A 21527-nucleotide genomic window follows, 5' to 3' on the forward strand; every position below is an offset into this window, starting at 1 on the left:
TCCATCCACCACCGCAATAGGCATTACAGCGCCAACAGCGGGTAAAGGGAAGTTACAAAGGTGCCGGCAGGCGGATGAGGGGGTGAGCGGCAGTGCCGCGAATGCGCTGAGCGCCAGCGAAGGGCAATGAATGGCGTGCCGTGTGGCCCCCTCATCCGACCCTTCGGGCCACCTTCTCCCCGCTGGGGAGAAGAGGGAGCCAAGCAAGGACCTCAATCATTCCACAGGATAGCCTCTCTCAAGTCTGCCCGCTTTGACGCAAGTGGCAAGGCGCGTCTGCCCTGAATGACTCATCTGAAATGAAGAAGTTTTTCGAGTCCAAAGTCCGGTCGCTCTGCGCCCCTACGCCAAGCGCAGGGGCGCAGCAAACTCAATGAGCGCCTGAGGCCGTCAGGGCAGCCTTGTGCTCCACGAAGAAATCCTTCAGCGGCTGCGGCTGTTTGCCGGTCAGCTTGGTGAAGTCTTCGGTGACGATGTCGAACTTGCCGGCGCGGGTGTTGGCGTCGGCAGAAACCAGCATGTCGGCGACGAAGCCGGGAAGGCCGGCGCCGCGCATGCCCTGGCCGAGCTGTTCGTCGGTGACGTCGATCACTTCGAGCGGCTTGCCGGCGACGTCGGAAACGATGGCGGCAATCTGCCGGCTGTCCAGCGACTGGGTGCCGGTCACCGTATAGGTGGCGCTCTCGGATGTGCCGGAGGCAAGGGCTGCGGCGATCGCCAGGGCGCAGTCGTCACGCGAGATGGTCGAGATCTTGCCGTCACCCGTGGCGCTATACCACTTGCCGCCCTGCAGGTTGTGCGGCATGCCGTGCAGATAGTTGTCGTGATACCAGGCATCGCGAATGATCGTATGGGCGATGCCGCTTGCCTTGATGGTGTTTTCGCTGCCGAGGTGATCGGGCGCGAAGGTGACGAGCGAATTGTCCGGCGCCGGCATCGAGGTGTAGGCGATGTGCTTGACGCCTGATTTGACTGCCGCCGCGACGGCGCCCTTGTGCTGGGCGAGGCGTTTGCCAGGAGTATCCAGTGCGTCGGTGCTGATGATCAGCAGCCGGTCGACGCCGGCGAAAGCCTTCTCCAGACCTGCCGCGTCATCGAAATCGGCCTTGCGAGTGACGACGCCCTTCTTTTCGAGTTCGGAAAGCTTTTCCGGGCTGCGCGTTGCCGCCACGATGTTGCCGGGGGCGACCTTGTAGGTCTCGATGAGGTGATGGATGACACGCTGGCCGAGCTGCCCGGCAGCGCCGGTAACCAGGATGATTTCGCTCATACGTCGTTTCCTTCTGTGTTGTGCTGGCTGTGTTGTGCCTGTGGTCTCAAAAAGAGAGTAACGCTAGAATAGGAATTGACTTGGCGCTGTAAAGGAGGCAGTTTTTCGGCTCTACGTTACCAAAAGGGAACCAGCAGATGAGTGGCGCGGTCGTCAGTCTGAAGAACAGGGTGCCGGGGGCGCGGCGCGAGATCGATGTCGCCGGCCTCGATTTCGGCAATTGCCCGGTCAGGGACATGATGCAGCAGATCGGCGGCAAATGGTCGACGCTGCTGCTCGAGGTGCTGGCGGATCGGCCTTATCGCTTCGGCGAGCTGCGGCGAATGATCCCCGATATTTCGCAGCGCATGCTGACGCAGACGCTGCGCGACCTGCAGAGGGATGGTTATATCGACCGCGAGGTCTTCCCGACCAAGCCGCCGAGCGTCGAATATTCGATGACCGAACTTGGACGTTCGCTCTACCAGCCGCTGTCGCAGCTTCTGAACTGGGCGGAAGCGAACCATGATGCCGTTCGCGCCGCCCGTTTGCATTTCGATACCGTCAGCGGCTAGTACCGTTGATACAAGCGAATTTGGCGTTTCTGGAAACGGCAACAGCGATTATTTGGTTGGCCGCATGAACAGAGCGCGGAACAATTCCTCCGATCTTCGCAAACCTTCGTCGCTCAGAACGACAGACTTGGCCTTGCCTGCGGGATTTGCGATCAGACCCTTCTGATGCAAACGGTCCATTACGCCCCAGTCAAAGCCCTTCCAGGCTCGATCCCCGTCATGCAGCGTCAGCCATAACAATGCGAGCACAGCATCGTCGATTTTCTCTTCGTCTGTCTCCATGTCGGAATCCCATGCAAAAAGGCGAAAATTCTGCAGCTCTCAAACGGATGCATACGCTGCTTCCTGAAAGTGGGCATCTATAAGTTGGCTCTGTCAAGATTTTAGATGTTCGATCCTGGATTCTGATGTGCCTTACTGCCGCGTCCTTCCGTCAGGAACAGCAGGAAGGCCAACGCCGGGAAGCAGAAGCCGATCCAGGCCGTCATCGTCCAGCCGCCGGTCGCATAGGCCCAGCCGCCGAGCGCTGACCCGAGCGCCCCGCCTGCAAAGAAGGTTGCCATGAAGAGGCCGTTGAGCCGGCTCCGGTGTTCCGGGTTCAGCGCATAGATGGCGCGCTGGCCGCAGACGAGATTGGTCGTCACGCCGAAATCGAGAAGGATCGCCGCTGCGGTCAGGAGCAGCAAAGCGCCAAGCGAGCCGTCGCCGGCGAAATGGCTGATCAGGAAGGCGGCCATGCCGAGCAGCATGGCAAGCGTCGAGGCGATCTTCGTCATGCCGCGGTCAGCAAGCCGGCCGGCGATCGGCGAGGCGATGGCGCCGGCTGCACCGGCAAGCGCGAAGAGGGCGATGCCGTTCTGTGTCAGGCCGAAGGCGGGACTTGCGAGCAGCAGCGGCGTCGTCGTCCAGAACAAGCTGAAGGCGCCGAACATGCCGGCCTGATAGAGCGCCCGGCGCTGCAGCACCCGCGAGGTGAGCGCCAGATGGCCCATGGAGGCTAGCAGTTCGCCGTAGCGTAGCCTGGTCGTCGGCCGGCGGACCGGCAGGCTTGCGCGGAGCACGACGGCGAGCACGAGCATGACGCCAGCAGTGACGTAGTAGACCACATGCCAGGAAGAGGCTTCGGCGACGAAGCTTGCGAAGGGGCGGGCGAGCATGATGCCGCAGAGCAGGCCGCTCATGACATTGCCGACGACCTGGCCGCGCGTTGCATCCGGCGCCATGTTGGCAGCGAAGGGAACCAGGACCTGCACCGCTACCGATGAAAGACCGATAGAGAGCGAGGCGACGAGGAAGGTTGTGGGTGTCGACGACAGCGCCGCGCCGATGAGCGCGACTGCGGAGACGGCGATCAGCATCAGCACCAGACGGCGGTTTTCGGTGAGGTCGCCGAGCGGCACGATCAGCAACAGGCCGAGGCCGTAGCCGATCTGCGTCAGCGTGACGATCAGGCCGGTGGCGGCAGGCGTGAAGCCGAGATCGGCACTGATGGGACCGGCCAGCGGCTGGCCGTAATAGAGATTGGCGGCCACCAGCCCACAGGCGGCGGCGAAAAGGAAGGTTAGCCAAGGGGATAGCGCCCTGGGAATGGCCTCATCCGGCGTGGTGGCTGAAATGCTCATCAGAAACTCCGGTATTCAAAGATTGAAAGAATTGAATGCAAAAATGCTGGCTGCGACCACCCGATCCTTGACCGAATGCCGGTATTTCTCTCGTCCACGGTGTGGACTGTTCAGGTCACGAGCTTCATCGCGGCCTCGGCCGCGGACAGCATCTCTTCCCTGCTGCGTCCTGTTTTGCCGATGACGCGCAGGCCCTTGGTAAAGCAGAGGAAGGCGAGGGCAGCAGCATCCGGGTCTACCGTCTTCGGAATGGTGCCGTCTGTCTGGCCGATGCGGATGAGATCGGCCATCAGCTTTTCGTCCGCGGCAAAGGCCGTCACGACATGGGCAGCGGCTTCCTCGTCAAGCAGAGCGAAGTCGTTGGCGCCGCCAACGACGAGACAGCCTTTGCGGCCGGCTTCGCCATAGGAGAGCTCGGTATAATACATCACCATCTGGAAGACCTTCTCGCGACCGGTCTCTGCAGACGCGATCATCGCTTCCAGGCGCCGTCTGCCGAGTTTTCGATAATGGGCGAAAGCAGCGAGGAAGATGCCGCGCTTGTCCTTGAATGCCTTGTAGATGCTCCCCGAAGCAAGGCCCATTGCTTCGGTCAATTCGCTGATAGCTGCGGCGTGGTAACCGCGTTCGGAAAAGACGCGCAGCGCGGCATCGAGCGCTGCGTCCATATCGAACTCGCGCGGACGGCCACGGCTGCGGGTCTTTGCTTCTGGTGTGAGATTGACAACGGTCATGGCGCCTAATTAGGGAATGAACGTTTCCAAATCAAGTGAAATTTCTGCGGCGCAGCAAATTCAGAGATCGAGCACCCAGTTCTGGCCGTTCGCTTCGGGGCCGAACATGCGATGTCTCTCCTCGGAGACAAGTCGGAATCCCGCCTTGACGTAGATGGCGCGGGCGGTCTCCAGCATATCGTTGGTCCAGAGCGAAAGCTCGCGGTAGCCCTTCTGTTTTGAGAAGCGGATGCATTTATCGACCAGCAGCTTGCCGAGACCGAGGCCGCGGGCTGACTTGCCGACAAAGAGCAGGCGGAGCTTGGCGACGCCGTCGCCGCCATTGGTGACGAGGACCGAACCGACATTGACGCCGCCGCGTTCGGCGATCCAGCAATATTCCTTGGCCGGATCGAAATTGACGAGGAATTTTCCGGCGACGTCGGCCACCAGCGCCTCGAAGCGCAGGTCCCAGCCATATTCCTCGGCATAGAAACGGCCCTGGCTCTGGACGATCCAGCCGATATCGCCGGCGCGGTGGGCGCGGATAATGGCCGGTGTGGACTTTGCTGCCGGGTCGAGCAGCGTGCGGATCGTGTGCATCGCCGAGACTGCTGCCTCCGGTTCGCCGCTGGCGAGATTGTCGAACCGGGCGGCGATCTGCGCATTGGCGCGCCGGCCGAGTTCTTCGAACTGCTCCCGTCCCCGGTCGGTGACAATGATGACTTGGCTGCGCAGGTCGGCCGGATCGGGGCTGGTTTCGATCAGCCCCTCGGCGCGGAAACGCTTGAGGATGCGGCTGAGATAGGCCGGGTCGAGCTGCAGGTCGCGGACAAGTGCGGCGGCGCTGACGCCGTCATGCGAGCCGATCTCGAAGAGGATCCGGGCATCGGTCAGCGTGAACGGCGTGTCGAGATAGGCCTTGTTCAAGAGGCCGAGGAAGTTCGTATAGAAGCGGTTGAAATCGCGGACGGTTTCGATGAGAGCGATATCGGACATGACAAGATCTCCAGATGGAGATCTTTGTCAGACTGCTGACAAACCTCGCTCTTTACTCGGCGTCATCCTCGGCCTTGTGCCGAGGATCTGCTGCATCGGTTGCAGATGCTCGGGACAAGCCCGAGCATGACGACAGAGGTGTTGGCCGACTTTGTCAGCAGTCCGGCAAAGATCTCTGAACGAAGACTTTGTTGTGCATTTAGTTGACTGAGTCAATTAAATTGATGATCCCAAGAGTGGGGCGATATCAGGCCGCTTCCTCTTCCGCGGTCTCGTCTGCACCGAGCGCGAAATCGACCGCCGCCCGCGCATGGATCGCTGTGGTGTCGAAGCCCGGCAGCGGCAAATGGTCAGGGTCGAGGATCAGGCAGATCTCGGTGCAGCCGAGGATGATGCTGTCGGCGCCATTATCGATGGCGCGTGCAATCACCGTCATGAGCTTGTCGCGAGAACTGTCGAGCACCTTGCCGGCGCAGAGTTCGTTGAAGATGATGTCGTGCACGGTCGTGCGGTCGCTGGCATCAGGCACCATGATATCAACATCAAGGCTCTTCATGCGATCGCTGTAGAAGCCGTGCTCCATCGTGTAGCGGGTAGCAAGCAGCAGCGGGCGCTTGCGGCCGGCCGCATGCAGCGATTTCGCCGTCTCGTCGATGATGTGGATCAGCGGCACGGAGATCTTCTCCGCGACCTTGTCGGCGATCAGATGCATGGTGTTGGTGCAGATCAGGATGCAGCCGGCGCCGGCGATCTGCAGGCGCAGAGCGACGTCGGCGAGGCGACGGGCGGCCATATCCCAGTCGCCGGCCTTCTGAAGCGCGACGATCTCCTCGAAATTGACAGAATGCAGGATGAGTTCGGCCGAGGCGAGGCCACCCTTGCGGTCACGCACCATCTCATTGACGACACGGTAATAGACCGCCGAACTTTCGAAACTCATGCCGCCGATAAGGCCGATCGTTTCCATTTCTTCATGCTCTCCATGCTTCTCAACTGTCGGGAATGATGCCGCAATTCCGGCGCGACGTGTTTGCGTTGTTTGTCATCCTTGCGAAATACGTGATATGATTTTGCGTGGTTTTACGAGATCATGCAAAAATTCGGCGAGAGGTCCAGTCTAGGCAATGCTTGACGATCGCGACAGGCGCATTCTCGACATGCTGCAGAAGGATGCAGGCATATCCGTGACCGATCTTGCCGAGCGCGTGGCGCTTTCGGTGTCGGCCTGCTCGCGGCGCATCCAGCGGCTTGAGGAGAGCGGCCATATCGCCCGGCGGATCATCGTGCTCGACCGGGAAAAAATGGGCGTGCCGACGACGGTTTTCGCGCTCATCAAGACGGCGCACCATTCCGACGATTGGACGGAGACCTTCCGCCGGATCATCAGCGACATTCCCGAGATCGTCGAAGCGCACCGGCTGACCGGCAATCACGATTATATCCTGAAGATCGTGCTGCCGCGCGTCGAGCATTACGACGTGATCTACAAGCAGATCGTCCGCAAGATCGAGCTCTTCGACGTCTCGGCCTCGATCTCGATGGAGCTTCTGAAGGGCGGCACGGCGATCCCCGTCGGATATGCCGATTGAGTCGGTTCTACCGACCGGGATGCAGGGGAGCTATGCCGAAACGGCAGTTGCAACCATCGCGGCGAAGGCCACATTGGCTTTGAGCGAAATGGCGCAAAAGGGGTAGGTCATGAGCGATCATCATGTCGTCGTTGTCGGCGGCGGTTTCGGCGGGCTGCAACTCGTCAACGGCTTGAAAGGCGCCGGTGTCAGAATCACGCTGGTCGATCGGCGCAATCACCATCTCTTCCAGCCACTGCTCTATCAGGTGGCGACCACCATTCTCTCCACCTCGGAGATCGCCTGGCCGATCCGCCGCCTCTATGCCGACCGGCCTGACGTGACGGTGCTGCTCGGCGAGGTCACGGGCGTCGACAGTGGCGCGAAGACTGTTTCCTTACGCAAGGGCATGACTCTTGGTTACGATACGCTGGTGCTGGCGACCGGAGCGACGCATGCCTATTTCGGCCACGACGAATGGGAGCCGGTGGCGCCCGGCCTGAAGACGCTGGAGGATGCGACGACGATCCGCCGGCGCGTGCTGCTTGCCTTCGAGAAGGCGGAGATGGAGAGCGATCCTGCCGTACGCGATGCGCTGTTGACCTTTACCATCGTCGGGGCCGGGCCGACCGGCGTCGAGCTGGCCGGCATCATTGCGGAACTTGCGCATTTCACGCTGCCCAAGGAATTCCGCAACATCGACACGCGCAAGACCCGCGTCGTTCTGGTCGAAGCAGGCCCGCGGGTGCTGCCGACCTTCGCCGAGGAGCTTTCGGCCTATGCCCAGAAGGCGCTGGAGAAACTCGGGGTCGAGATCCATCTGGGCAAGCCGGTGACCGAGTGCAACGCCGACGGCGTGAAGATCGGCGAGACCTTCGTTGCCAGCCGGACGATCGTCTGGGCAGCCGGGGTCACCGCCTCGCCGGCGGCGCAATGGCTCGGCGTTGCCGCCGACCGGGCAGGGCGCGTCGCGGTCGAGAAGGATCTGAGCGCGCCGGGTCTGCCCGACGTCTTCGTCGTCGGCGATACCGCGTCCGTCATGCGCGAGGACGGCAAGCCGGTGCCGGGCATAGCGCCTGCCGCCAAGCAGCAGGGCGGTTACGTCGCCAAGGTCATTCGCGCCCGCATATCCGGCAAACCCGCGCCGACGCCTTTCCGTTACTGGCATCAGGGCAGCCTGGCGACGATCGGCAAGAGTGCCGCGATCATCGATTTCGGCCCGATCAAGCTGAAGGGCTGGATCGCCTGGTGGATCTGGGGTCTTGCCCATATCTACTTCCTGATCGGCACCCGCTCGCGCTTTTCCGTCGCCTGGAGCTGGCTGTGGATCTATCTGAGCGGCCAGCACAGCGCCCGGCTGATTACCCAGCGGGAGACGATGCGGGAGGACGGGTAGGCTCTCTTTGGGTTAAGCCAGAGGATAGTTAAGAGAGGGTGTGCCGTGTGGCACCCCCCTCTGCCCTGCCGGGCATCTCCCCCACAAGGGTGGAGATCGGCAAGAGGTTGGGTCGTCCGTCCCTCTCTGCTGTATAGTAATAACCATGCGGTAGTTGTTTGGGGAGGCCATCGCGCCCAGCCGATCTCCCTCCTTGTGGGGGAGATGCCTGGCAGGGCAGAGGGGGGTATCCCACGGAACCCCGACACAGGAAACCACTCGGCTCGCCCGCACCGTAAATGCAATGCACCCAGCTTGACATATCTCCACACCCACCCTTAGCATCCCGCCCGCGTCTCCCAACCACCGGGGTCACGCATCCAAGCCTAGCAACGGGTAGAGGTTCCAATGCGCCGATTCACTTCTCACGAAAATCACATTCGAAATTCTGAGAAGTTGGTGGTTCATGCGCACTTTGAATTTGGGCATCCTCGCCCATGTGGATGCAGGCAAGACTAGCCTTACCGAAAGACTGCTTTTTGACGCCGGCGTCATCGACAAGCTCGGCAGCGTCGATACCGGCAATACACAGACGGACACTCTCGAACTCGAACGGCAACGCGGCATCACGATCAGGGCCGCGGTGGTGTCGTTTGCGATCGGCGACAGGATCGTCAATCTCATCGACACGCCCGGTCACCCGGATTTCATCGCCGAGGTCGAGCGGGTGCTCGGATTGCTGGATGCCGCGGTCGTCGTCGTTTCGGCGGTCGAAGGCGTGCAGGCCCAGACGCGGGTGCTGGTGCGGGCGCTACGGCGGCTTGGCGTTCCCTTCATCTTCTTCGTCAACAAGGTCGATCGTCTCGGCGCGCAATATGAGGACGTGCTGAAGGCTCTTGCCAGCCAATTGCTCGTCCGCCCCATCGCCATGTCTTCCGTGATCGATGCCGGCAGCAGGCTTGCCACGGTGGAGGCGTTGGCTCCCGGATGCGAGCCGCTTTTCACGCCGCTCAGCGAAGCACTCGCGGAGAATGACGAGGCGCTGCTGGACGATTACGTCTTGACGCCCGATCGCCTGACGGCGGATAGGCTTGAACGCTGCCTGATCGATCAGGTCGCGAGCAGTCTGGTGCATCCTGTCTTCGCAGGTGCGGCAACGACCGGCGTCGGTGTGCCGGCCCTGACATCCGCCATGGCGACGATGTTGCCCGGCCGGCGCCTCGATCCGGACGGGCCGATTGCCGGAACAATCTTCAAGATCGAACGCGGCTGGGGCGGTGAAAAGCTGGCCTATATGTATCTGACGTCAGGCACGGTCCGGCTCCGGCAATATCTGGATTTGCCGAAAGGCCCGGATAGGGTGACCGCGATCGACGTTTTTGAGGCCGGCCGGGTTCATGGCGCAGCAAGCTTTTGCGCCGGGCAGATCGCGCGCGTAAGCGGCCTTGCCGGCGCACGCATCGGAGATGCGGTGGGTGGCGACCTGCTCGCGAGCGGCCGGCCGCAGTTTGCCCCGCCCAGCCTCGAAACCCGCGTCCTTGCCCGAAGGCCCTCCGACAAGGCGGCGCTCTGGCTGGCGCTGAACCAGATGGCCGAGCAGGACCCGTTGATCAATCTGCGCCGGGACGATGATGCGGAGGAAATCTTCGTATCGCTCTATGGCGAGGTGCAGAAGGAAGTCGTCCAATCGACCCTGCTGACAGATTTCGGTCTCGAGGCTGGGTTCGAGGAAAGCACGGTCATCTTAGTGGAGAGGCTTATGGGAACCGGGGAGGGCCTGCAGATCCTCTTCAAGGAGCCCAATCCGTTTCTCGGCACCGTCGGTCTACGCGTCGAACCGCGTCCAGAAGGGGCAGGCAATAGCTTTGCACTTGATGTGGACGTGGGCCAGATGCCCGCCAGCTTTTACAGGGCGGTCGAAGAAACTGTGTTCGAAACGCTGAAGCAGGGCGTTTTCGGCTGGCAGGTCATCGATTGCCACGTGGCGATGACGGCAGCCCGGCATAGCTCGCCTGCAAGCACCGCCGCCGATTTCCGGCAGCTGACGCCTTGGGTGCTGGCAGATGCACTGGCGGCCGCGCAAACCGTCCTATGCGAACCGATCGACCGCTTTCATCTTGAAGCGCCCGCGGAGAGCTTGAGCGGCTTGCTGACCCTGCTTGCGAAATCTGCCGCGACGATGACGGATTCCGTGATTGCCGACGGCATGGCCCGGCTGGAAGGCACCATGGCGTCCGCGATGATTCAGAGCGTCCAGCAGCAATTGCCGGGCCTGACGAGCGGGGCGGGGACCATGGAAACCTCTTTCGACCATTATGCCCCAATGGCCGGCCCGCCACGTTCGCGCCAACGCTCAGGCTCCGATCTGTTCAACGGTGCCGAATATCTGATGAGCCTGCATCGACATGTCGAAGGCATGTCGTGAGTTTCCTCAGTGCATACTTCGTCGTGGGCGCGAAGGCTGACAGAAGGCGGCCCCCCAAAGGAGCCGCCTCTCATTTTCTCAGGCTGCCAGCGAGGCGATGTCGATGACGAAGCGGTAGCGGACGTCGCTTTTCAGGACGCGTTCATAGGCTTCGTTGACCTGCTGGATGTTGATCTTCTCGATCTCGGAGACAATGTTGTGCTCGCCGCAGAAGTCGAGCATTTCCTGGGTTTCCTTGATCGAGCCGATCATCGAGCCTGATATGCTCTTGCGGCCGGGGATGATCGAGAACGCATGCACGGGGATCGGGTTTTCCGGCGCGCCGACCACCACAAAGGAACCATCCACCTTCAGGAGGCCGAGATAGGCATTCCAGTCGATCTCGGCGCTGACGGTGCAGATGATCAGGTCGAAAGTGCCGGCGAGCTTCGTGAAGGTCTCCGGGTCGTTGGTGGCGTAATATTCCTTGGCGCCGAGCTTCAGCCCATCTTCCTTCTTGGAAAGGCTCTGGGAGAGAACGGTGATATCGGCACCCATGGCGGCGCCGAGCTTGACGCCCATGTGGCCGAGACCGCCCATGCCGACGATCGCGACCTTCTTGCCGGGGCCGGCATTCCAGTGGCGCAGCGGCGAATAGAGCGTGATGCCGGCGCAGAGCAGCGGCGCGGAGGCATCGAGCGGCAGATTGTCCGGAATGGACATGACATAGCCTTCCCTAACGACGATCGAGTCGGAATAGCCGCCCTGGGTCCGTGTCTTGCGGTCGGCTTCGAAGTCGTTGTAGGTACCGGCGAGCCCCGGCATATACTGTTCGCGATCGAGGTCGCGCTCGGCGCAGCCGATGCAGGAATCGACGAAGCAGCCGACGCCGACGCGATCGCCGACCTTGAATTTGGTCACATCGGAACCGACAGCCGAGACGATGCCGGCGATCTCATGGCCCGGCACGATCGGATAGACGGCGTTCTTCCATTCGTTGCGGACAGTGTGGATGTCCGAATGGCAGATGCCGGCAAACTTGATGTCGATAACGACGTCATCGGGGTTCGGGTTGCGGCGTTCGAAGGTGAAAGGGGTCAGCGGCTTGGAAGCGTCGGTCGCGGCGTAGCCTCTTGCAATGGGCATGGGAACCATCCTTTTCGATTGTGGTGGGGGTTGAAAGAGATGGTGGACTATTGCCCGGAACTGCGTCAGAGGGTTAGAGCGATCCTCTCAGCTTTTTGCACGATCCTGCAAAAGTGAGGCGCCGGCCTGTTTGCGAAATGGCCAGGGCACTCTAGATAAGAGCGGTATCGCCGGCGTCAGACAGTTGACAGAAAGAGTTGCCGCATGACTTTGCCCTTCAGCCCCTATCAGGAAATTGTCGATATCGCGATGCGCTTCGCGGCTGGTGACGGCGAGTTTGCGACTGATATCGGCAATCTTCACATCAGCCGTCGGTCCAAGCCCAGCGATCCGCTGCACAGCAGCTACCGGCCCTGTTTTGCCTTTGTACTGCAGGGAGCCAAGAGCCTGCGCCTCGGCACGGAACTTATCAGCTATGGAACTGGTGACTATCTGCTGACCTCGCTCGACCTGCCGGTCGCCTGGCGCGTCACGGAGGCGAGCCCTGAGGTTCCGCATCTCTGCCTGGGACTGGCAATCGACTCGGAAAAGCTGCTGGAGTTGCTCAGCCGCATCGATATTCCGAGCCCGGCCGCCCATACCGACGGGCAGCGCGGGATGGCGGTGAACGTCGCTCCGCCGGAACTCCTGGATGCTGCCATTCGCCTGCTGCGCTTGCTCGATCGTCCAGGCGACATTCCTGCCATGGCGCCGCTGATCGAGCAGGAAATCCTCTACCGGGTGCTGACCGGGCCGGATGGTGCGCGGCTGATCAACATCGCAACTGCAGACAGCCACAGCAACAGGGTCGCGCGCGCCGTCGCATGGCTGAAGGAGAATTTCGCGCGGCCACTGCGCATCGAAGACCTTGCCGACCGCGTCAGCATGAGCGTGTCGTCCTTCCATCATCACTTCAAGTCGGTCACGGCGATGACGCCCGTGCAGTATCAGAAGCAGCTTCGCCTGCACGAGGCACGTCGTCTGATGCTCGTGGAGCGCCTTGATGCGGGCACGGCCGGTCACCGGGTCGGCTATCAAAGCCCGTCGCAATTCAGCCGCGAATACAGCCGCCTTTACGGCGCCTCGCCGGCCCGCGATATCGACGGCGCCCGCGAGGTTATGGCGGCGGAATAATCAGCCGCGCGTCTAACGACGTGTATTGTCGAGTTTTGTTGTCCGATCGGCGAAAGTAAAGCGACGGCCCGCTGGCTGCAGAGAAGAAAGAGGTCGGCCTTGCGATGGGGAGCCAATCGTTAAAGGATGTTTGACCTTTCGTCGCTAGTCTGGCGTCAAACATCAAGCAGGCACCGACGTCAGCATGGCGCAAGTCCCATTTCTTTCCATCGTCGCGCCTTGTCACAACGAGGAAGAAGGGCTGCACGAGTTCTGCCGCCGCGCTGCCGCGGCTGCTCAGAGCGTTGCCGGCGATGCCTTCGAGCTCATTCTCGTCGATGACGGCTCGTCCGACCGTACCTGGGAGATCATTTCGGATCTGGCGGCTGATGTGCCGCAGGTGCTCGGTGTGCGTCTTTTGCGCAATCACGGTCACCAGCTGGCGTCGACGGCGGGTCTTTCCGCCTCGCGGGGCGAGCGCGTGCTTTTGATCGATGCCGATCTTCAGGATCCGCCAGAGCTGCTTTTGATGATGATGCCGATCATGGAGCGCGGCGCCGACGTCGTTTACGGTCAGCGCACGCGCCGCCAGGGCGAAAGCTGGTTCAAGCTGGCCTCCGCTTCGCTTTTCTATCGCGCCCTGTCCAAGCTCGCTTCCGTGACCATTCCGCGCGATACCGGTGATTTCCGGCTGATGCGGCGCCGCGTCGTCGATATCCTGCTGGCGATGCCCGAGCGCGATCGCTTCATCCGCGGCATGGTCAGCTGGATCGGCGGCAGGCAGGTGGCTCTCCCCTACGAGCGTGACGCCCGTTTTGCCGGCACGACGAAATATCCTCTGCGAAAGATGATCAATTTCGCTCTCGATGCGATCACCAGCTTTTCGACGACGCCGCTGCGCATCAGCACTTGGCTTGGCATGATGAGCGCCGGCGTTGCGATCGCGTTGCTCGTCTACACCTTCATTCGCTGGCTGCAGGGCGAGACGGTGACCGGCTGGTCGTCGATCATGGCCGCGGTCAGCGTCTTCAGCGCTATCCAGCTGATCTGCATCGGCATCATCGGCGAGTATCTCGGCCGTCTGGTACAGGAGAGCAAGAAGCGGCCAATGTTCATGGTCGAGACGATCGTGCGCGGCAGTGAACACGCAGAATTGTCGATCGCTTTCTCGGAGATGAGCGCCAGCGATAAGCGCGCCGCGCTGGATGCGGCCTTTGCATCCGAAGAGCCGCCGCGCTCGCAAAAGAACAGCCGGATTGGATAATGGACCGGATTGCCGCGCCTGCTGTGGCCGCAGCCGGGCCTGAGGAATCGATCGCCAGGCAGGATTCCACCGTTGCGATCGTCGCATTCGTCGGGCTTGCCGCGGCTTTGGTTCTCCTGTTTCCCTTTCCGCCGGTTCTCGATTACGCCAATCACTACGCCCGTATCTGGCTCCTTTCGGGCGGGATCGGCGAGCAGCCGTTTCCCGAGATCTATGCGGTCGATTGGAACCGCACCTTCACCAATGTCGGGATCGACGTTCTGGCCACCTGGCTGGGGCCGCTTGTCGGCGCAGACAGGCTTGCACGGGCTTTGCTTTTCTTGGCGATCGTGCTGCCACCGCTTGGGGCAATCGGCCTGCACCGCGCGCTTTTCGGCGGCCGGCACCATTGGCAGACCGCCATGCTGTCGCTCGGCTGGTGCGCTACCATGATCGGCGGCTTCATCAACTTCCAGATCGGCCTCGGCATGGCGTTGTTCTTCGCCTGCGTCGATCTGCTGCTGCAGCGCAGAAATCCCGCCCTGGTTTTTGCCTGGCGGCTCGCCGCCGCGCTGCTGCTGACGGTGATGCATCTCTTCGCGCTTGGCTTCTATATGGCGATCGTCTGCGGCCTCGAATTTTCCTGGCGCATCGATATCGTGCGGTCGAAGGCGGGTCTGATGAGGCTCGCCGGCCGGTTGGCGCTGGCGCTCGGCGCCTGCGTCCTGCCGCCGCTCGCGCTCTATCTCCATACGGCGGCTTTGCCCAACGCCGGTGGCAACGGCCTCGGCCTTGCCTGGAACGACGGTATCATCCTGATCGTCCTTAATCTGCTCTCCGCCATCACGACTTATGTCCCGGTGGTGGATGTCGTGCTGGTTCTGCCGCTGATCCTCATCTGCACGCGTGCCGTCCGCGCGGGCGACATCCGCATGCATGCGGGGCTTGCCGTCGCCGCCTGCGGCCTGCTGCTGCTCTCCTGTGTTTCGCCTCGCCACATGCTCGGCACCGGATGGATCAGTTGGCGCTTTCCGATCATGACAGCGCTCGTCGCCATGGCGATGGTGTGCCCCTTCGCCAATCTCACGCGCCGGCAAGCGCTGTTGCTGGCGCTCATCATCAATCTCGCAGTCTTCGGCCGCACCGGCTGGGTCGGCTGGAACTGGTGGCTGGCACAGAAGGATGTTGCCGCCGTCGAGACTGTGCTTAAAAAGGTGCCGGCCGGTGCAGCCGTTCTGCCTCTGGGACATGAACCCGAGACAGTGAGCAGTCTTGCCCACTCCAACCGGCATTTTGCCTGGGGGTTGGATACTTTCCGGCACCTGCCGACACTTGCCGTGCCCTTCTCGCATGCTTTTGTGCCGACGCTCTTCACGGCAAAAGGCAAGCAGCCGTTGTCCGTTCTGCCGCCATGGTCTGAGATCGCGGTTCCCGAGGGTAATCTGCTGTCGATCGGCGTGCTTTCATGCCCGGCAATGATGCAGGAATATAGAAACTTTACGCCTTATCTGTCGGATTGGCGCAGGCGTTTCGATTTCATCCTCGTCGCCAATGCCGATATCCCCGACCGCTATGTCGGCACCTTGATGCCGGCGGGCCTGATGCTGGTCGAAGATGCGGGTTTCGCAAAGCTTTACGCGATCGACAAGACGATGCCGGCACAGCCTCTCGTGATCCCTGCCGGTTGCGCTTCGGCATCATAGGCTCCGGCGTTTCTTGGATCAGCCGGGGAATTTCAGTGCCTTGTCGGCACGGCATTTGGCGAGCTTTAGCTGACGGAAGGAGAGGATGCGGGTGATGCGGTCCTTGCCATCCGTTTCCACACTCATGCAGGCGCAGGCATAGCCGTAATTGCCGTTGGTTCTGACATAGTCATGTTCGGAGATGTCGGAGATCAGCTCCATGCCTTCCACCTCGCCGGCATCGTCGCCCTGGGTCATGATCGTCCAGGTGTTCTCCGCGTCCTCCAGCCACCAGTTGGCGGGCGTCGGATTCTCGATCCAGCCGCAGCGCGTTTCGGCGGCCCGCGCATTGGCTGCGACGACAAGAGCTGCGATCATGACCGCGGCGGCTATCCGGTATTTCATTGCCTTTTCCCCTCGACAAACATCAGTTGTTGATCGCGATGATCGCCCAATGGCTCGCCTCGCAGGCGTTGTCCTCGCAGATCGCGCCCATCCAGACGGCGCCGCCGGCCAGCATGACGCCGTCGCTGTTGACGAATAGATCCTCGTATTGCTGGCGTCCGACGGCGCGGCGCGTTTCCGGCGTCACGAGATCATCGAAATTGTCGATGAAATCCTCAGCGCTCTCGACGTCGTAGCTCTCGCCATTGGCCTTGACCGTCAGCGGGTATTCGGCAAGGCCGGCGATGGTCTCGGCTTCGCCCGAGCGCATCGCCTTGACAAGCTGGCGCAGCGGCCGGTCGAAGCTTGCTGCATCGCCGTGCAGTTCCTCGATGCGATTATAGACGTCGCTTTCGGACTGCGCGAGAGCGCTTGAGCCGGCAAGGAGGATTGCTCCGAGCAGGAGAAGGGCTGCAGAAAGGCGTGACATCGAAGCCTCCGGGCAAATGGCGTAGCGCGACATTATGCGATCGCCGAGGATTCGCGCCTATCCAATTCTGGTCTTTCATCGCGGTTTCACGTATTAAAAAAATCTATCCAGGCTTCTTGACGACCTGATCGGTTTATCGCATAAACCTCACGAACCGTACCGTACGGTACGTATATGGGAGCTATGATCGTGTCCGTCGATACCGCAGAGCCGAGCGAATTTTCGCCGCGCCAGAACGCCGTTCTGGAGCAGGCGCTGCAGTTGCTCGTCGATGGCGGCGAGAAGGCGCTGACGACTTCGGGCGTGGCGCGTGCTGCCAATTGTTCGAAGGAAAGCCTCTACAAATGGTTCGGCGATCGCGACGGGCTGCTATCGGCGATGATCGCCTATCAGGCGAGCAAGGTGCGTACCTTCGAGCGCAACGGCGAGCGGCTGACGGCGGCGAGCCTACATGACCATGTCGTCATTTTCGCGCGTGACCTGCTGGAGGTGCTCGCCGGCGACGTCTCGCTGGCGCTCAACCGGCTGGCGATCGGGCAGTCGAACCGCGACGGCTCGAAACTAGGCAAGCTGCTGCTCGAGCGCGGCCGTCGCCAGATCGACCGGCGCGCCATGGCGCTGATCGACGCCGGCAAAAGGGCAGGGCTCCTGCGTTTTGCCGATGCCGACGAGGCTTATCACACGCTTTACGGCCTTGTTGTCTCCGATCTGCATGTGCGCATGCTGCTCGGCGAACCAGGCCTCAAGGATACCGCACGCCAGGCGGAGAGGGCGGTGACCGCCTTCCTCAGGCTTTATGGCACGGACAAGGTTCTGGCGGAGATGCCGGTTCTCGGCTGATTCCGCTTTAATGACAGTCAACAAGACAAGCAAAGGGAAGGAACTTCAAATGCGCGTCTATTACGATCGTGATGCCGATCTCAACCTCATCAAGGCCAAGAAGGTCGCCGTCATCGGCTATGGTTCGCAGGGCCGTGCCCATGCGCTGAACCTCAAGGACAGCGGCGCCCAGAACGTCGTCATCGCACTCAAGGCCGGTTCGCCGACCGTCAAGAAGGCCGAAGCCGATGGCTTCAAGGTCATGACGGTTGCCGAAGCTGCCGCCTGGGCGGACCTGATGATGATGGCGACCCCGGACGAACTGCAGGCCGACATCTACAAGGCCGACATCGCTGGAAACATCCGCGATGGCGCAGCCATCGCCTTCGCTCACGGCCTCAACGTTCACTTCGGTCTCATCGAGCCGAAGGCTTCGGTTGACGTCGTCATGATCGCACCGAAGGGCCCGGGCCACACAGTTCGCGGCGAATACCAGAAGGGCGGCGGCGTTCCCTGCCTCGTTGCCGTTCACCAGAACGCTTCCGGCAATGCGCTTGAACTCGCTCTCTCCTACGCCTGCGGCGTCGGCGGCGGCCGTTCGGGCATCATCGAAACCAACTTCCGCGAAGAGTGCGAAACCGACCTCTTCGGCGAACAGGTCGTTCTCTGCGGTGGTCTGGTCGAGCTCATCCGCGCTGGTTTCGAAACGCTCACTGAAGCCGGTTACGCGCCGGAAATGGCCTATTTCGAGTGCCTGCACGAAGTGAAGCTCATCGTCGACCTGATTTATGAAGGCGGCATCGCCAACATGAACTACTCGATCTCCAACACGGCCGAGTGGGGCGAATATGTCTCCGGTCCGCGCATCATCACTGCCGAGACCAAGGCCGAGATGAAGCGCGTCCTCAAGGACATCCAGACCGGCAAATTCACGTCCGATTGGATGCAGGAATACCGCGCCGGCGGCTCGCGCTTCAAGGGCATCCGCCGCCTGAACGACAGCCACCCGATCGAAGAAGTCGGCGCCAAGCTGCGCGGCATGATGCCCTGGATCGGCAAGAACAAGCTGGTCGACAAGTCGGTCAACTAAGCGGTTCCGGTGAAATGAAACTGGGAGGCCGGAGTGAAAGCGCCGGCCTCTTTTGCCATTCGTGCGTCCGTAGCCGCTATATTGGATCTGATGTGTTTGAAGCGATCATGCGCTCGGCAGAGCAGGACCTTGAAGATAGCCTCAGGGCGCTCTATCCAGCATTTCTAGAATATCCGTTCCCATCTTCGCTGGACGCTTCGCCGCTACGCGACGCCGAGAAAATTCTCGCTGCACTCAAATCAGCGCCTTTGCGGGAGATCGATGCGGCAGAGTTGGGCCGGTATGTGGCAAGCGCTATAACGACTGTTGGCTCGGCGGATGATTTCAAGCACTTCCTGCCGCGTATCCTCCATTGTGCCGTCCTCAGCCCTTCCGCGTATGGCTTCGAGCCTCCGATTATCGCTTCCAAGCTTTTATTGTGCGACTGGCAGCAGTGGCCGATAGCTGAGCAGACAGCCGTGGCGAATCTTTTCTATTCGGCCTGGGCATACAAGAGGCTGCAGGATCCTGATCTCGATGCGTTGGCTTGGGACTGGATAGTGGCGATGGCAAAGCTCGATCTTCAGTTCCAGGCATGCCTGAGTCTTTGGGTGAAGCAGCCGACACCGAATGCTTTCATTCAACTCACCGGCGTCGATATCAAAAGTATCTATAGAGGCAGTGGCTTTTGGCAGGATGTCGCGCCGGAGAGGCGCCATCTCGTCCTTGAATGGCTCAAAGGCGATCTTGTCGAGAATGCGTTCGTCGGGCTGATTGACGCGATATCGCCCGAGCGGCAATGGCTTGTAGATCGCCTGCTTGATGAAATCGCGGAATTGCGGCGGCTGCCTTCTCGCCTTGGGTCGCCGGAATGACAGTATTGCGGCAGTTCGTGCGGCATAGTGTATTGCTGGCGTTGTGGCGCACTTTAGGCAGCATGCTTGAGCTGTTGCGATAAGACAGGTGCGAAAACTTCAGGACCTTTATCGTTGGGCGCTCACCCTGAGCCAGCGGGTCTGCTTGCCGTCATACCCGCTGCCGTCGCTTTCGCCGATAGTGATGTTGCGCCAGCCGCCCTTCGTCAGCAGTTCTGACAGCCATTCGGCGGACGGAAAGTTGTAATAGCGCCCGAAGCCGTCATGGCCTTCCGCGTCCCCGGCCTTGAAGCTCGCGTGAATGATGCCGCCGGTCCTCAGCGCGCGACGGATGCGGGTGAAAACATCAGGCAATTCCGGCCGTGGGACGTGGAGAAGGCTCGCATGCGCCCAGACGCCGTCGAAGGCGCTTTCGGCATCGAGTTCTTGGAACAGCATGATCTTGACGGGCCTGCCGATCAGCGCTTCGGCCTGTCTTGCAAGTTCGGCGGAGCCGTCGGTCGGCGTCACATCGAAGCCCTGCGACAGCATATAGGCGCTGTCCTGCCCGCCGCCGCAGCCGAGTTCGAGGATTGCCGCACCCGGCGCAAGCCCGGCGAGGAAGGCATCGAGCTGCTGCTTCGGCAGGCTGCGCGCCCGGTTGGCATATGTCTCGGCATTTTCCTCATAGAAGGCGGAGGTGCAGTCAAGAGGCATGCTGCTCGGCCGATCGTGGGCGTCGGTTGGATTGGAGATGTCGTTCAGGAAGCCGGTCGGCGTCGATGATGTCAATGACGACAATCCCTTCCGATGTCACCCGGTAGAAGGCGACGTGACGCATGTGGAGGAGGCGGCGAAGGCCAGCGCCGAGTTCGTCGCACTCTTCTCCCATGGAGGGAGCATGCGAAAGAAGCACGAAAATCCTGTCCCAGTCGAGAAGATAGGCGTCTGCCTGCGCCTCGCCGAAATTGAGGCTAGCATATTCGTCGATGCCCGATAGCACAGAGTAGGCGGTTTGGGTCAGCCTATAGGTGGTTGTCACGCAGCTTTGCCTTCGTTTCCAACAGGATGTCGGGAATGCGTCGCTCGCTCGGGCCGCTTTCCTCAGCCTGTCTCAGAATGTTGCGCAGTTCCTCGTCGTCAAGCTTATGATGGAGCTGATCCTTCAGAATAAGCTCCGCCAGGAATGCGCCGGCACTGCTGTAACTACCGCTTGCGACACGGTTTTCGACGTATTCCGCCAGATGATCCGGAAGCGAGATCGTCATTTTCGCCATTGGATTCGGTGCCGCCCGCACATGCCGGTTTTCAGCCATTCCTGATGCCAGATTATCATTTCCCAGTTTGTGATAGAAGCGTTGTGCCCGGCCGTCGAGGGCTTGGGTCACATGCGGATCAGTCTTTTTTATCGATATAGATGACGCGTTCGAGATCCTTGAAATGGGCGTCGCAGGTCAGGATATCGGCATCATGGCGCTCCGCGGTCGCATAAATGATCGCATCGGCGGTGGCGAGTTTATGGGTTGCCGATATTTCGGCAGCACGGCGAGCAAGCGTCGTGTCGAGAGAAACAACCATGCATGTCGCGGTATAAGCGATGAAGCTGTCTACGACTTCCTCGTCCTTTTCGCGTGCCAGCCATTTGGAAAGCTCAAGCTGCACGATCGTCGGAACGATGCATTGATCGCGTTCCGGGATTTCAGCCTGCAGCCTGGTTCCGGCAGCACTTTTCGTCAGCCATTCTATCCATGCGGAGCTGTCGATCACGCGCATCAGAAACGGTCGTTCCGGTCACGGTAGTTTTTCTTGTCTGCGCCTTCGGCGATGCCGCGAAGATCGGCAAGCGTCGGGACCGGCATCAGCAATACGCCTTTGCCTTTGGGTATGAACACGAATTCCTGTCCCGCCGACCAGTGCTGTTGTTCGCGCACTTCCTTGGGAATGGAGATCTGGAATTTTGTAGAGAGGGTTGCGGTTGCCATTCTTACCTTTCCTCTATCGATTATTAGATAGTAAGAATTAACTTGGCATCGGTCAATGGCGAACCGTTTTTGGCGTTGATGCTATTCCGGTCGCCAAATGGGAAGTTGACGATGGGTTTTCCCGGCTGCCTCGGCCCAAAAATAAGGGCGGCGCCCGGTTTCGAAAGAGATTCGCGGATTGCTTAATGGCTGTCGGCTCGAAGAACATCGTATCGTGCAGAAGGGCGGAATAGATCGCCAGCCCGGCGGCTTTGCGGGCGA

General features: G+C 60.8%; 24 protein-coding genes. 10 read left to right on the forward strand and 14 right to left on the reverse strand.

The genetic code is table 11. The annotated features are described in order from the left end of the window. Positions 1-370: 370 nt before the first annotated feature. On the reverse strand, positions 371-1270 hold the full coding sequence (locus HX899_RS19720) for an SDR family oxidoreductase (protein WP_181293151.1): 900 nt from the start codon (positions 1268-1270) through the stop codon (positions 371-373). A 137-nt stretch (positions 1271-1407) separates the two neighbouring features. Here HX899_RS19720 and HX899_RS19725 point away from each other — a divergent pair, with 137 nt between their 5' ends. Beyond that, entirely contained in the window at positions 1408-1824 is a 417-nt protein-coding gene (locus tag HX899_RS19725; protein WP_181293152.1) for a helix-turn-helix domain-containing protein, read from the forward strand. A gap of 48 nt (positions 1825-1872) precedes the next feature. Here HX899_RS19725 and HX899_RS19730 read toward each other — a convergent pair whose 3' ends face one another. The 5 genes from HX899_RS19730 to HX899_RS19750 all read right to left on the reverse strand — a co-directional run bounded on the left by HX899_RS19730 (position 1873) and on the right by HX899_RS19750 (position 6125). Beyond that, positions 1873-2106, reverse strand: a complete 234-nt coding sequence (locus HX899_RS19730; protein ID WP_181293153.1) for a DUF6429 family protein — start codon at positions 2104-2106, stop codon at positions 1873-1875. A 101-nt stretch (positions 2107-2207) separates the two neighbouring features. Beyond that, positions 2208-3446 (reverse strand): MFS transporter, encoded by a 1239-nt coding sequence (locus tag HX899_RS19735; protein ID WP_181293154.1) that lies wholly within the window; start codon positions 3444-3446, stop codon positions 2208-2210. A 110-nt stretch (positions 3447-3556) separates the two neighbouring features. Further along, positions 3557-4180: a TetR/AcrR family transcriptional regulator gene (locus HX899_RS19740; RefSeq protein WP_181293155.1), complete on the reverse strand. Its 624-nt coding sequence runs from the start codon at positions 4178-4180 to the stop codon at positions 3557-3559. A gap of 60 nt (positions 4181-4240) precedes the next feature. Further along, positions 4241-5158 carry a helix-turn-helix domain-containing GNAT family N-acetyltransferase gene (locus HX899_RS19745; protein WP_181293156.1) on the reverse strand — a complete coding sequence of 306 codons (918 nt, stop codon included), beginning with the start codon at positions 5156-5158 and terminating at the stop codon, positions 4241-4243. Between the two features lie 247 nt (positions 5159-5405). After that, entirely contained in the window at positions 5406-6125 is a 720-nt protein-coding gene (locus HX899_RS19750; RefSeq protein ID WP_180193788.1) for an aspartate/glutamate racemase family protein, read from the reverse strand. A gap of 157 nt (positions 6126-6282) precedes the next feature. Here HX899_RS19750 and HX899_RS19755 point away from each other — a divergent pair, with 157 nt between their 5' ends. The 3 genes from HX899_RS19755 to HX899_RS19765 all read left to right on the forward strand — a co-directional run bounded on the left by HX899_RS19755 (position 6283) and on the right by HX899_RS19765 (position 10526). After that, on the forward strand, positions 6283-6747 hold the full coding sequence (locus HX899_RS19755; protein WP_018482860.1) for an Lrp/AsnC family transcriptional regulator: 465 nt from the start codon (positions 6283-6285) through the stop codon (positions 6745-6747). Positions 6748-6856: 109 nt separating this feature from the next. Next, on the forward strand, positions 6857-8122 hold the full coding sequence (locus HX899_RS19760) for an NAD(P)/FAD-dependent oxidoreductase (RefSeq protein WP_181293157.1): 1266 nt from the start codon (positions 6857-6859) through the stop codon (positions 8120-8122). Between the two features lie 445 nt (positions 8123-8567). Next, positions 8568-10526, forward strand: a complete 1959-nt coding sequence (locus tag HX899_RS19765; protein ID WP_181293158.1) for a translation factor GTPase family protein — start codon at positions 8568-8570, stop codon at positions 10524-10526. Between the two features lie 78 nt (positions 10527-10604). On the opposite strand, the gene HX899_RS19770 is transcribed toward HX899_RS19765, so the two are convergent. Continuing rightward, positions 10605-11651 (reverse strand): NAD(P)-dependent alcohol dehydrogenase, encoded by a 1047-nt coding sequence (locus tag HX899_RS19770; RefSeq protein WP_011652713.1) that lies wholly within the window; start codon positions 11649-11651, stop codon positions 10605-10607. A gap of 204 nt (positions 11652-11855) precedes the next feature. On the opposite strand from HX899_RS19770, the gene HX899_RS19775 reads away from it, so the two are divergent. The 3 genes from HX899_RS19775 (at position 11856) to HX899_RS19785 (ending at position 15689) form a co-directional block, all read left to right on the forward strand. Then, complete coding sequence (locus tag HX899_RS19775) at positions 11856-12764, forward strand: AraC family transcriptional regulator (RefSeq protein ID WP_138330589.1); 909 nt, start codon at positions 11856-11858, stop codon at positions 12762-12764. 184 nt (positions 12765-12948) lie between these two features. Then, positions 12949-14007: a glycosyltransferase family 2 protein gene (locus HX899_RS19780; RefSeq protein WP_181293159.1), complete on the forward strand. Its 1059-nt coding sequence runs from the start codon at positions 12949-12951 to the stop codon at positions 14005-14007. Continuing rightward, positions 14007-15689, forward strand: a complete 1683-nt coding sequence (locus HX899_RS19785; protein WP_181293160.1) for a hypothetical protein — start codon at positions 14007-14009, stop codon at positions 15687-15689. The genes HX899_RS19780 and HX899_RS19785 overlap by 1 nt, the downstream gene beginning before the upstream one ends. A gap of 18 nt (positions 15690-15707) precedes the next feature. Here HX899_RS19785 and HX899_RS19790 read toward each other — a convergent pair whose 3' ends face one another. Beyond that, the gene (locus HX899_RS19790) at positions 15708-16073 is read right to left on the reverse strand and encodes a DUF4087 domain-containing protein (RefSeq protein ID WP_181293161.1); all 366 of its coding nucleotides are present in this window, start codon (positions 16071-16073) and stop codon (positions 15708-15710) included. A gap of 22 nt (positions 16074-16095) precedes the next feature. After that, complete coding sequence (locus HX899_RS19795; protein WP_181293162.1) at positions 16096-16575, reverse strand: hypothetical protein; 480 nt, start codon at positions 16573-16575, stop codon at positions 16096-16098. A 141-nt stretch (positions 16576-16716) separates the two neighbouring features. On the opposite strand from HX899_RS19795, the gene HX899_RS19800 reads away from it, so the two are divergent. The 3 genes from HX899_RS19800 to HX899_RS19810 all read left to right on the forward strand — a co-directional run bounded on the left by HX899_RS19800 (position 16717) and on the right by HX899_RS19810 (position 19305). Further along, a complete protein-coding gene (locus HX899_RS19800; RefSeq protein ID WP_020050738.1) occupies positions 16717-17382 on the forward strand; it encodes a TetR/AcrR family transcriptional regulator C-terminal domain-containing protein in 666 nt (221 codons plus the stop codon). A 49-nt stretch (positions 17383-17431) separates the two neighbouring features. Then, entirely contained in the window at positions 17432-18451 is a 1020-nt protein-coding gene (gene ilvC / locus HX899_RS19805; protein WP_003560822.1) for a ketol-acid reductoisomerase, read from the forward strand. 92 nt (positions 18452-18543) lie between these two features. Continuing rightward, entirely contained in the window at positions 18544-19305 is a 762-nt protein-coding gene (locus HX899_RS19810) for a hypothetical protein (RefSeq protein WP_181293163.1), read from the forward strand. A 108-nt stretch (positions 19306-19413) separates the two neighbouring features. On the opposite strand, the gene HX899_RS19815 is transcribed toward HX899_RS19810, so the two are convergent. From HX899_RS19815 to HX899_RS19835, 5 genes are all read right to left on the reverse strand, one after another. Next, a complete protein-coding gene (locus tag HX899_RS19815) occupies positions 19414-20001 on the reverse strand; it encodes a bifunctional 2-polyprenyl-6-hydroxyphenol methylase/3-demethylubiquinol 3-O-methyltransferase UbiG (protein ID WP_181293164.1) in 588 nt (195 codons plus the stop codon). Continuing rightward, positions 19991-20326: a type II toxin-antitoxin system RelE/ParE family toxin gene (locus HX899_RS19820; protein ID WP_138330595.1), complete on the reverse strand. Its 336-nt coding sequence runs from the start codon at positions 20324-20326 to the stop codon at positions 19991-19993. Before HX899_RS19820 ends, HX899_RS19815 begins: the two co-directional genes overlap by 11 nt. Next, positions 20310-20561 carry a type II toxin-antitoxin system ParD family antitoxin gene (locus HX899_RS19825; protein WP_181293533.1) on the reverse strand — a complete coding sequence of 84 codons (252 nt, stop codon included), beginning with the start codon at positions 20559-20561 and terminating at the stop codon, positions 20310-20312. The genes HX899_RS19820 and HX899_RS19825 overlap by 17 nt, the downstream gene beginning before the upstream one ends. Before the next feature lie 118 nt (positions 20562-20679). Then, positions 20680-21057, reverse strand: coding sequence for a type II toxin-antitoxin system VapC family toxin (locus HX899_RS19830; protein WP_181293165.1), 378 nt, complete (start codon positions 21055-21057; stop codon positions 20680-20682). Continuing rightward, on the reverse strand, positions 21057-21266 hold the full coding sequence (locus HX899_RS19835; RefSeq protein ID WP_017961195.1) for an AbrB/MazE/SpoVT family DNA-binding domain-containing protein: 210 nt from the start codon (positions 21264-21266) through the stop codon (positions 21057-21059). Before HX899_RS19835 ends, HX899_RS19830 begins: the two co-directional genes overlap by 1 nt. Positions 21267-21527 lie beyond the last annotated feature (261 nt).

This window comes from Rhizobium sp. WYCCWR 11146, from assembly GCF_013591995.1.
GTDB lineage: Bacteria > Pseudomonadota > Alphaproteobacteria > Rhizobiales > Rhizobiaceae > Rhizobium > Rhizobium indicum.

What these genes read in the sequence shown, in the direction of transcription:
- HX899_RS19785 (WP_181293160.1), top strand. Translation starts at nt 14,007, where the DNA reads ATGGACCGGATTGCCGCGCCTGCTGTGGCCGCAGCCGGGCCTGAGGAA.
- HX899_RS19780 (WP_181293159.1), top strand. Translation starts at nt 12,949, where the DNA reads ATGGCGCAAGTCCCATTTCTTTCCATCGTCGCGCCTTGTCACAACGAG.
- HX899_RS19830 (WP_181293165.1), bottom strand. Translation starts at nt 21,057, where the DNA reads ATGCGCGTGATCGACAGCTCCGCATGGATAGAATGGCTGACGAAAAGT.
- ilvC (WP_003560822.1), top strand. Translation starts at nt 17,432, where the DNA reads ATGCGCGTCTATTACGATCGTGATGCCGATCTCAACCTCATCAAGGCC.
- HX899_RS19795 (WP_181293162.1), bottom strand. Translation starts at nt 16,575, where the DNA reads ATGTCGCGCTACGCCATTTGCCCGGAGGCTTCGATGTCACGCCTTTCT.
- HX899_RS19740 (WP_181293155.1), bottom strand. Translation starts at nt 4,180, where the DNA reads ATGACCGTTGTCAATCTCACACCAGAAGCAAAGACCCGCAGCCGTGGC.
- HX899_RS19730 (WP_181293153.1), bottom strand. Translation starts at nt 2,106, where the DNA reads ATGGAGACAGACGAAGAGAAAATCGACGATGCTGTGCTCGCATTGTTA.
- HX899_RS19765 (WP_181293158.1), top strand. Translation starts at nt 8,568, where the DNA reads ATGCGCACTTTGAATTTGGGCATCCTCGCCCATGTGGATGCAGGCAAG.
- HX899_RS19835 (WP_017961195.1), bottom strand. Translation starts at nt 21,266, where the DNA reads ATGGCAACCGCAACCCTCTCTACAAAATTCCAGATCTCCATTCCCAAG.
- HX899_RS19825 (WP_181293533.1), bottom strand. Translation starts at nt 20,561, where the DNA reads ATGGCGAAAATGACGATCTCGCTTCCGGATCATCTGGCGGAATACGTC.
- HX899_RS19770 (WP_011652713.1), bottom strand. Translation starts at nt 11,651, where the DNA reads ATGCCCATTGCAAGAGGCTACGCCGCGACCGACGCTTCCAAGCCGCTG.
- HX899_RS19790 (WP_181293161.1), bottom strand. Translation starts at nt 16,073, where the DNA reads ATGAAATACCGGATAGCCGCCGCGGTCATGATCGCAGCTCTTGTCGTC.
- HX899_RS19720 (WP_181293151.1), bottom strand. Translation starts at nt 1,270, where the DNA reads ATGAGCGAAATCATCCTGGTTACCGGCGCTGCCGGGCAGCTCGGCCAG.
- HX899_RS19755 (WP_018482860.1), top strand. Translation starts at nt 6,283, where the DNA reads ATGCTTGACGATCGCGACAGGCGCATTCTCGACATGCTGCAGAAGGAT.
- HX899_RS19800 (WP_020050738.1), top strand. Translation starts at nt 16,717, where the DNA reads ATGGGAGCTATGATCGTGTCCGTCGATACCGCAGAGCCGAGCGAATTT.
- HX899_RS19815 (WP_181293164.1), bottom strand. Translation starts at nt 20,001, where the DNA reads ATGCCTCTTGACTGCACCTCCGCCTTCTATGAGGAAAATGCCGAGACA.
- HX899_RS19750 (WP_180193788.1), bottom strand. Translation starts at nt 6,125, where the DNA reads ATGGAAACGATCGGCCTTATCGGCGGCATGAGTTTCGAAAGTTCGGCG.
- HX899_RS19725 (WP_181293152.1), top strand. Translation starts at nt 1,408, where the DNA reads ATGAGTGGCGCGGTCGTCAGTCTGAAGAACAGGGTGCCGGGGGCGCGG.
- HX899_RS19760 (WP_181293157.1), top strand. Translation starts at nt 6,857, where the DNA reads ATGAGCGATCATCATGTCGTCGTTGTCGGCGGCGGTTTCGGCGGGCTG.
- HX899_RS19775 (WP_138330589.1), top strand. Translation starts at nt 11,856, where the DNA reads ATGACTTTGCCCTTCAGCCCCTATCAGGAAATTGTCGATATCGCGATG.
- HX899_RS19735 (WP_181293154.1), bottom strand. Translation starts at nt 3,446, where the DNA reads ATGAGCATTTCAGCCACCACGCCGGATGAGGCCATTCCCAGGGCGCTA.
- HX899_RS19745 (WP_181293156.1), bottom strand. Translation starts at nt 5,158, where the DNA reads ATGTCCGATATCGCTCTCATCGAAACCGTCCGCGATTTCAACCGCTTC.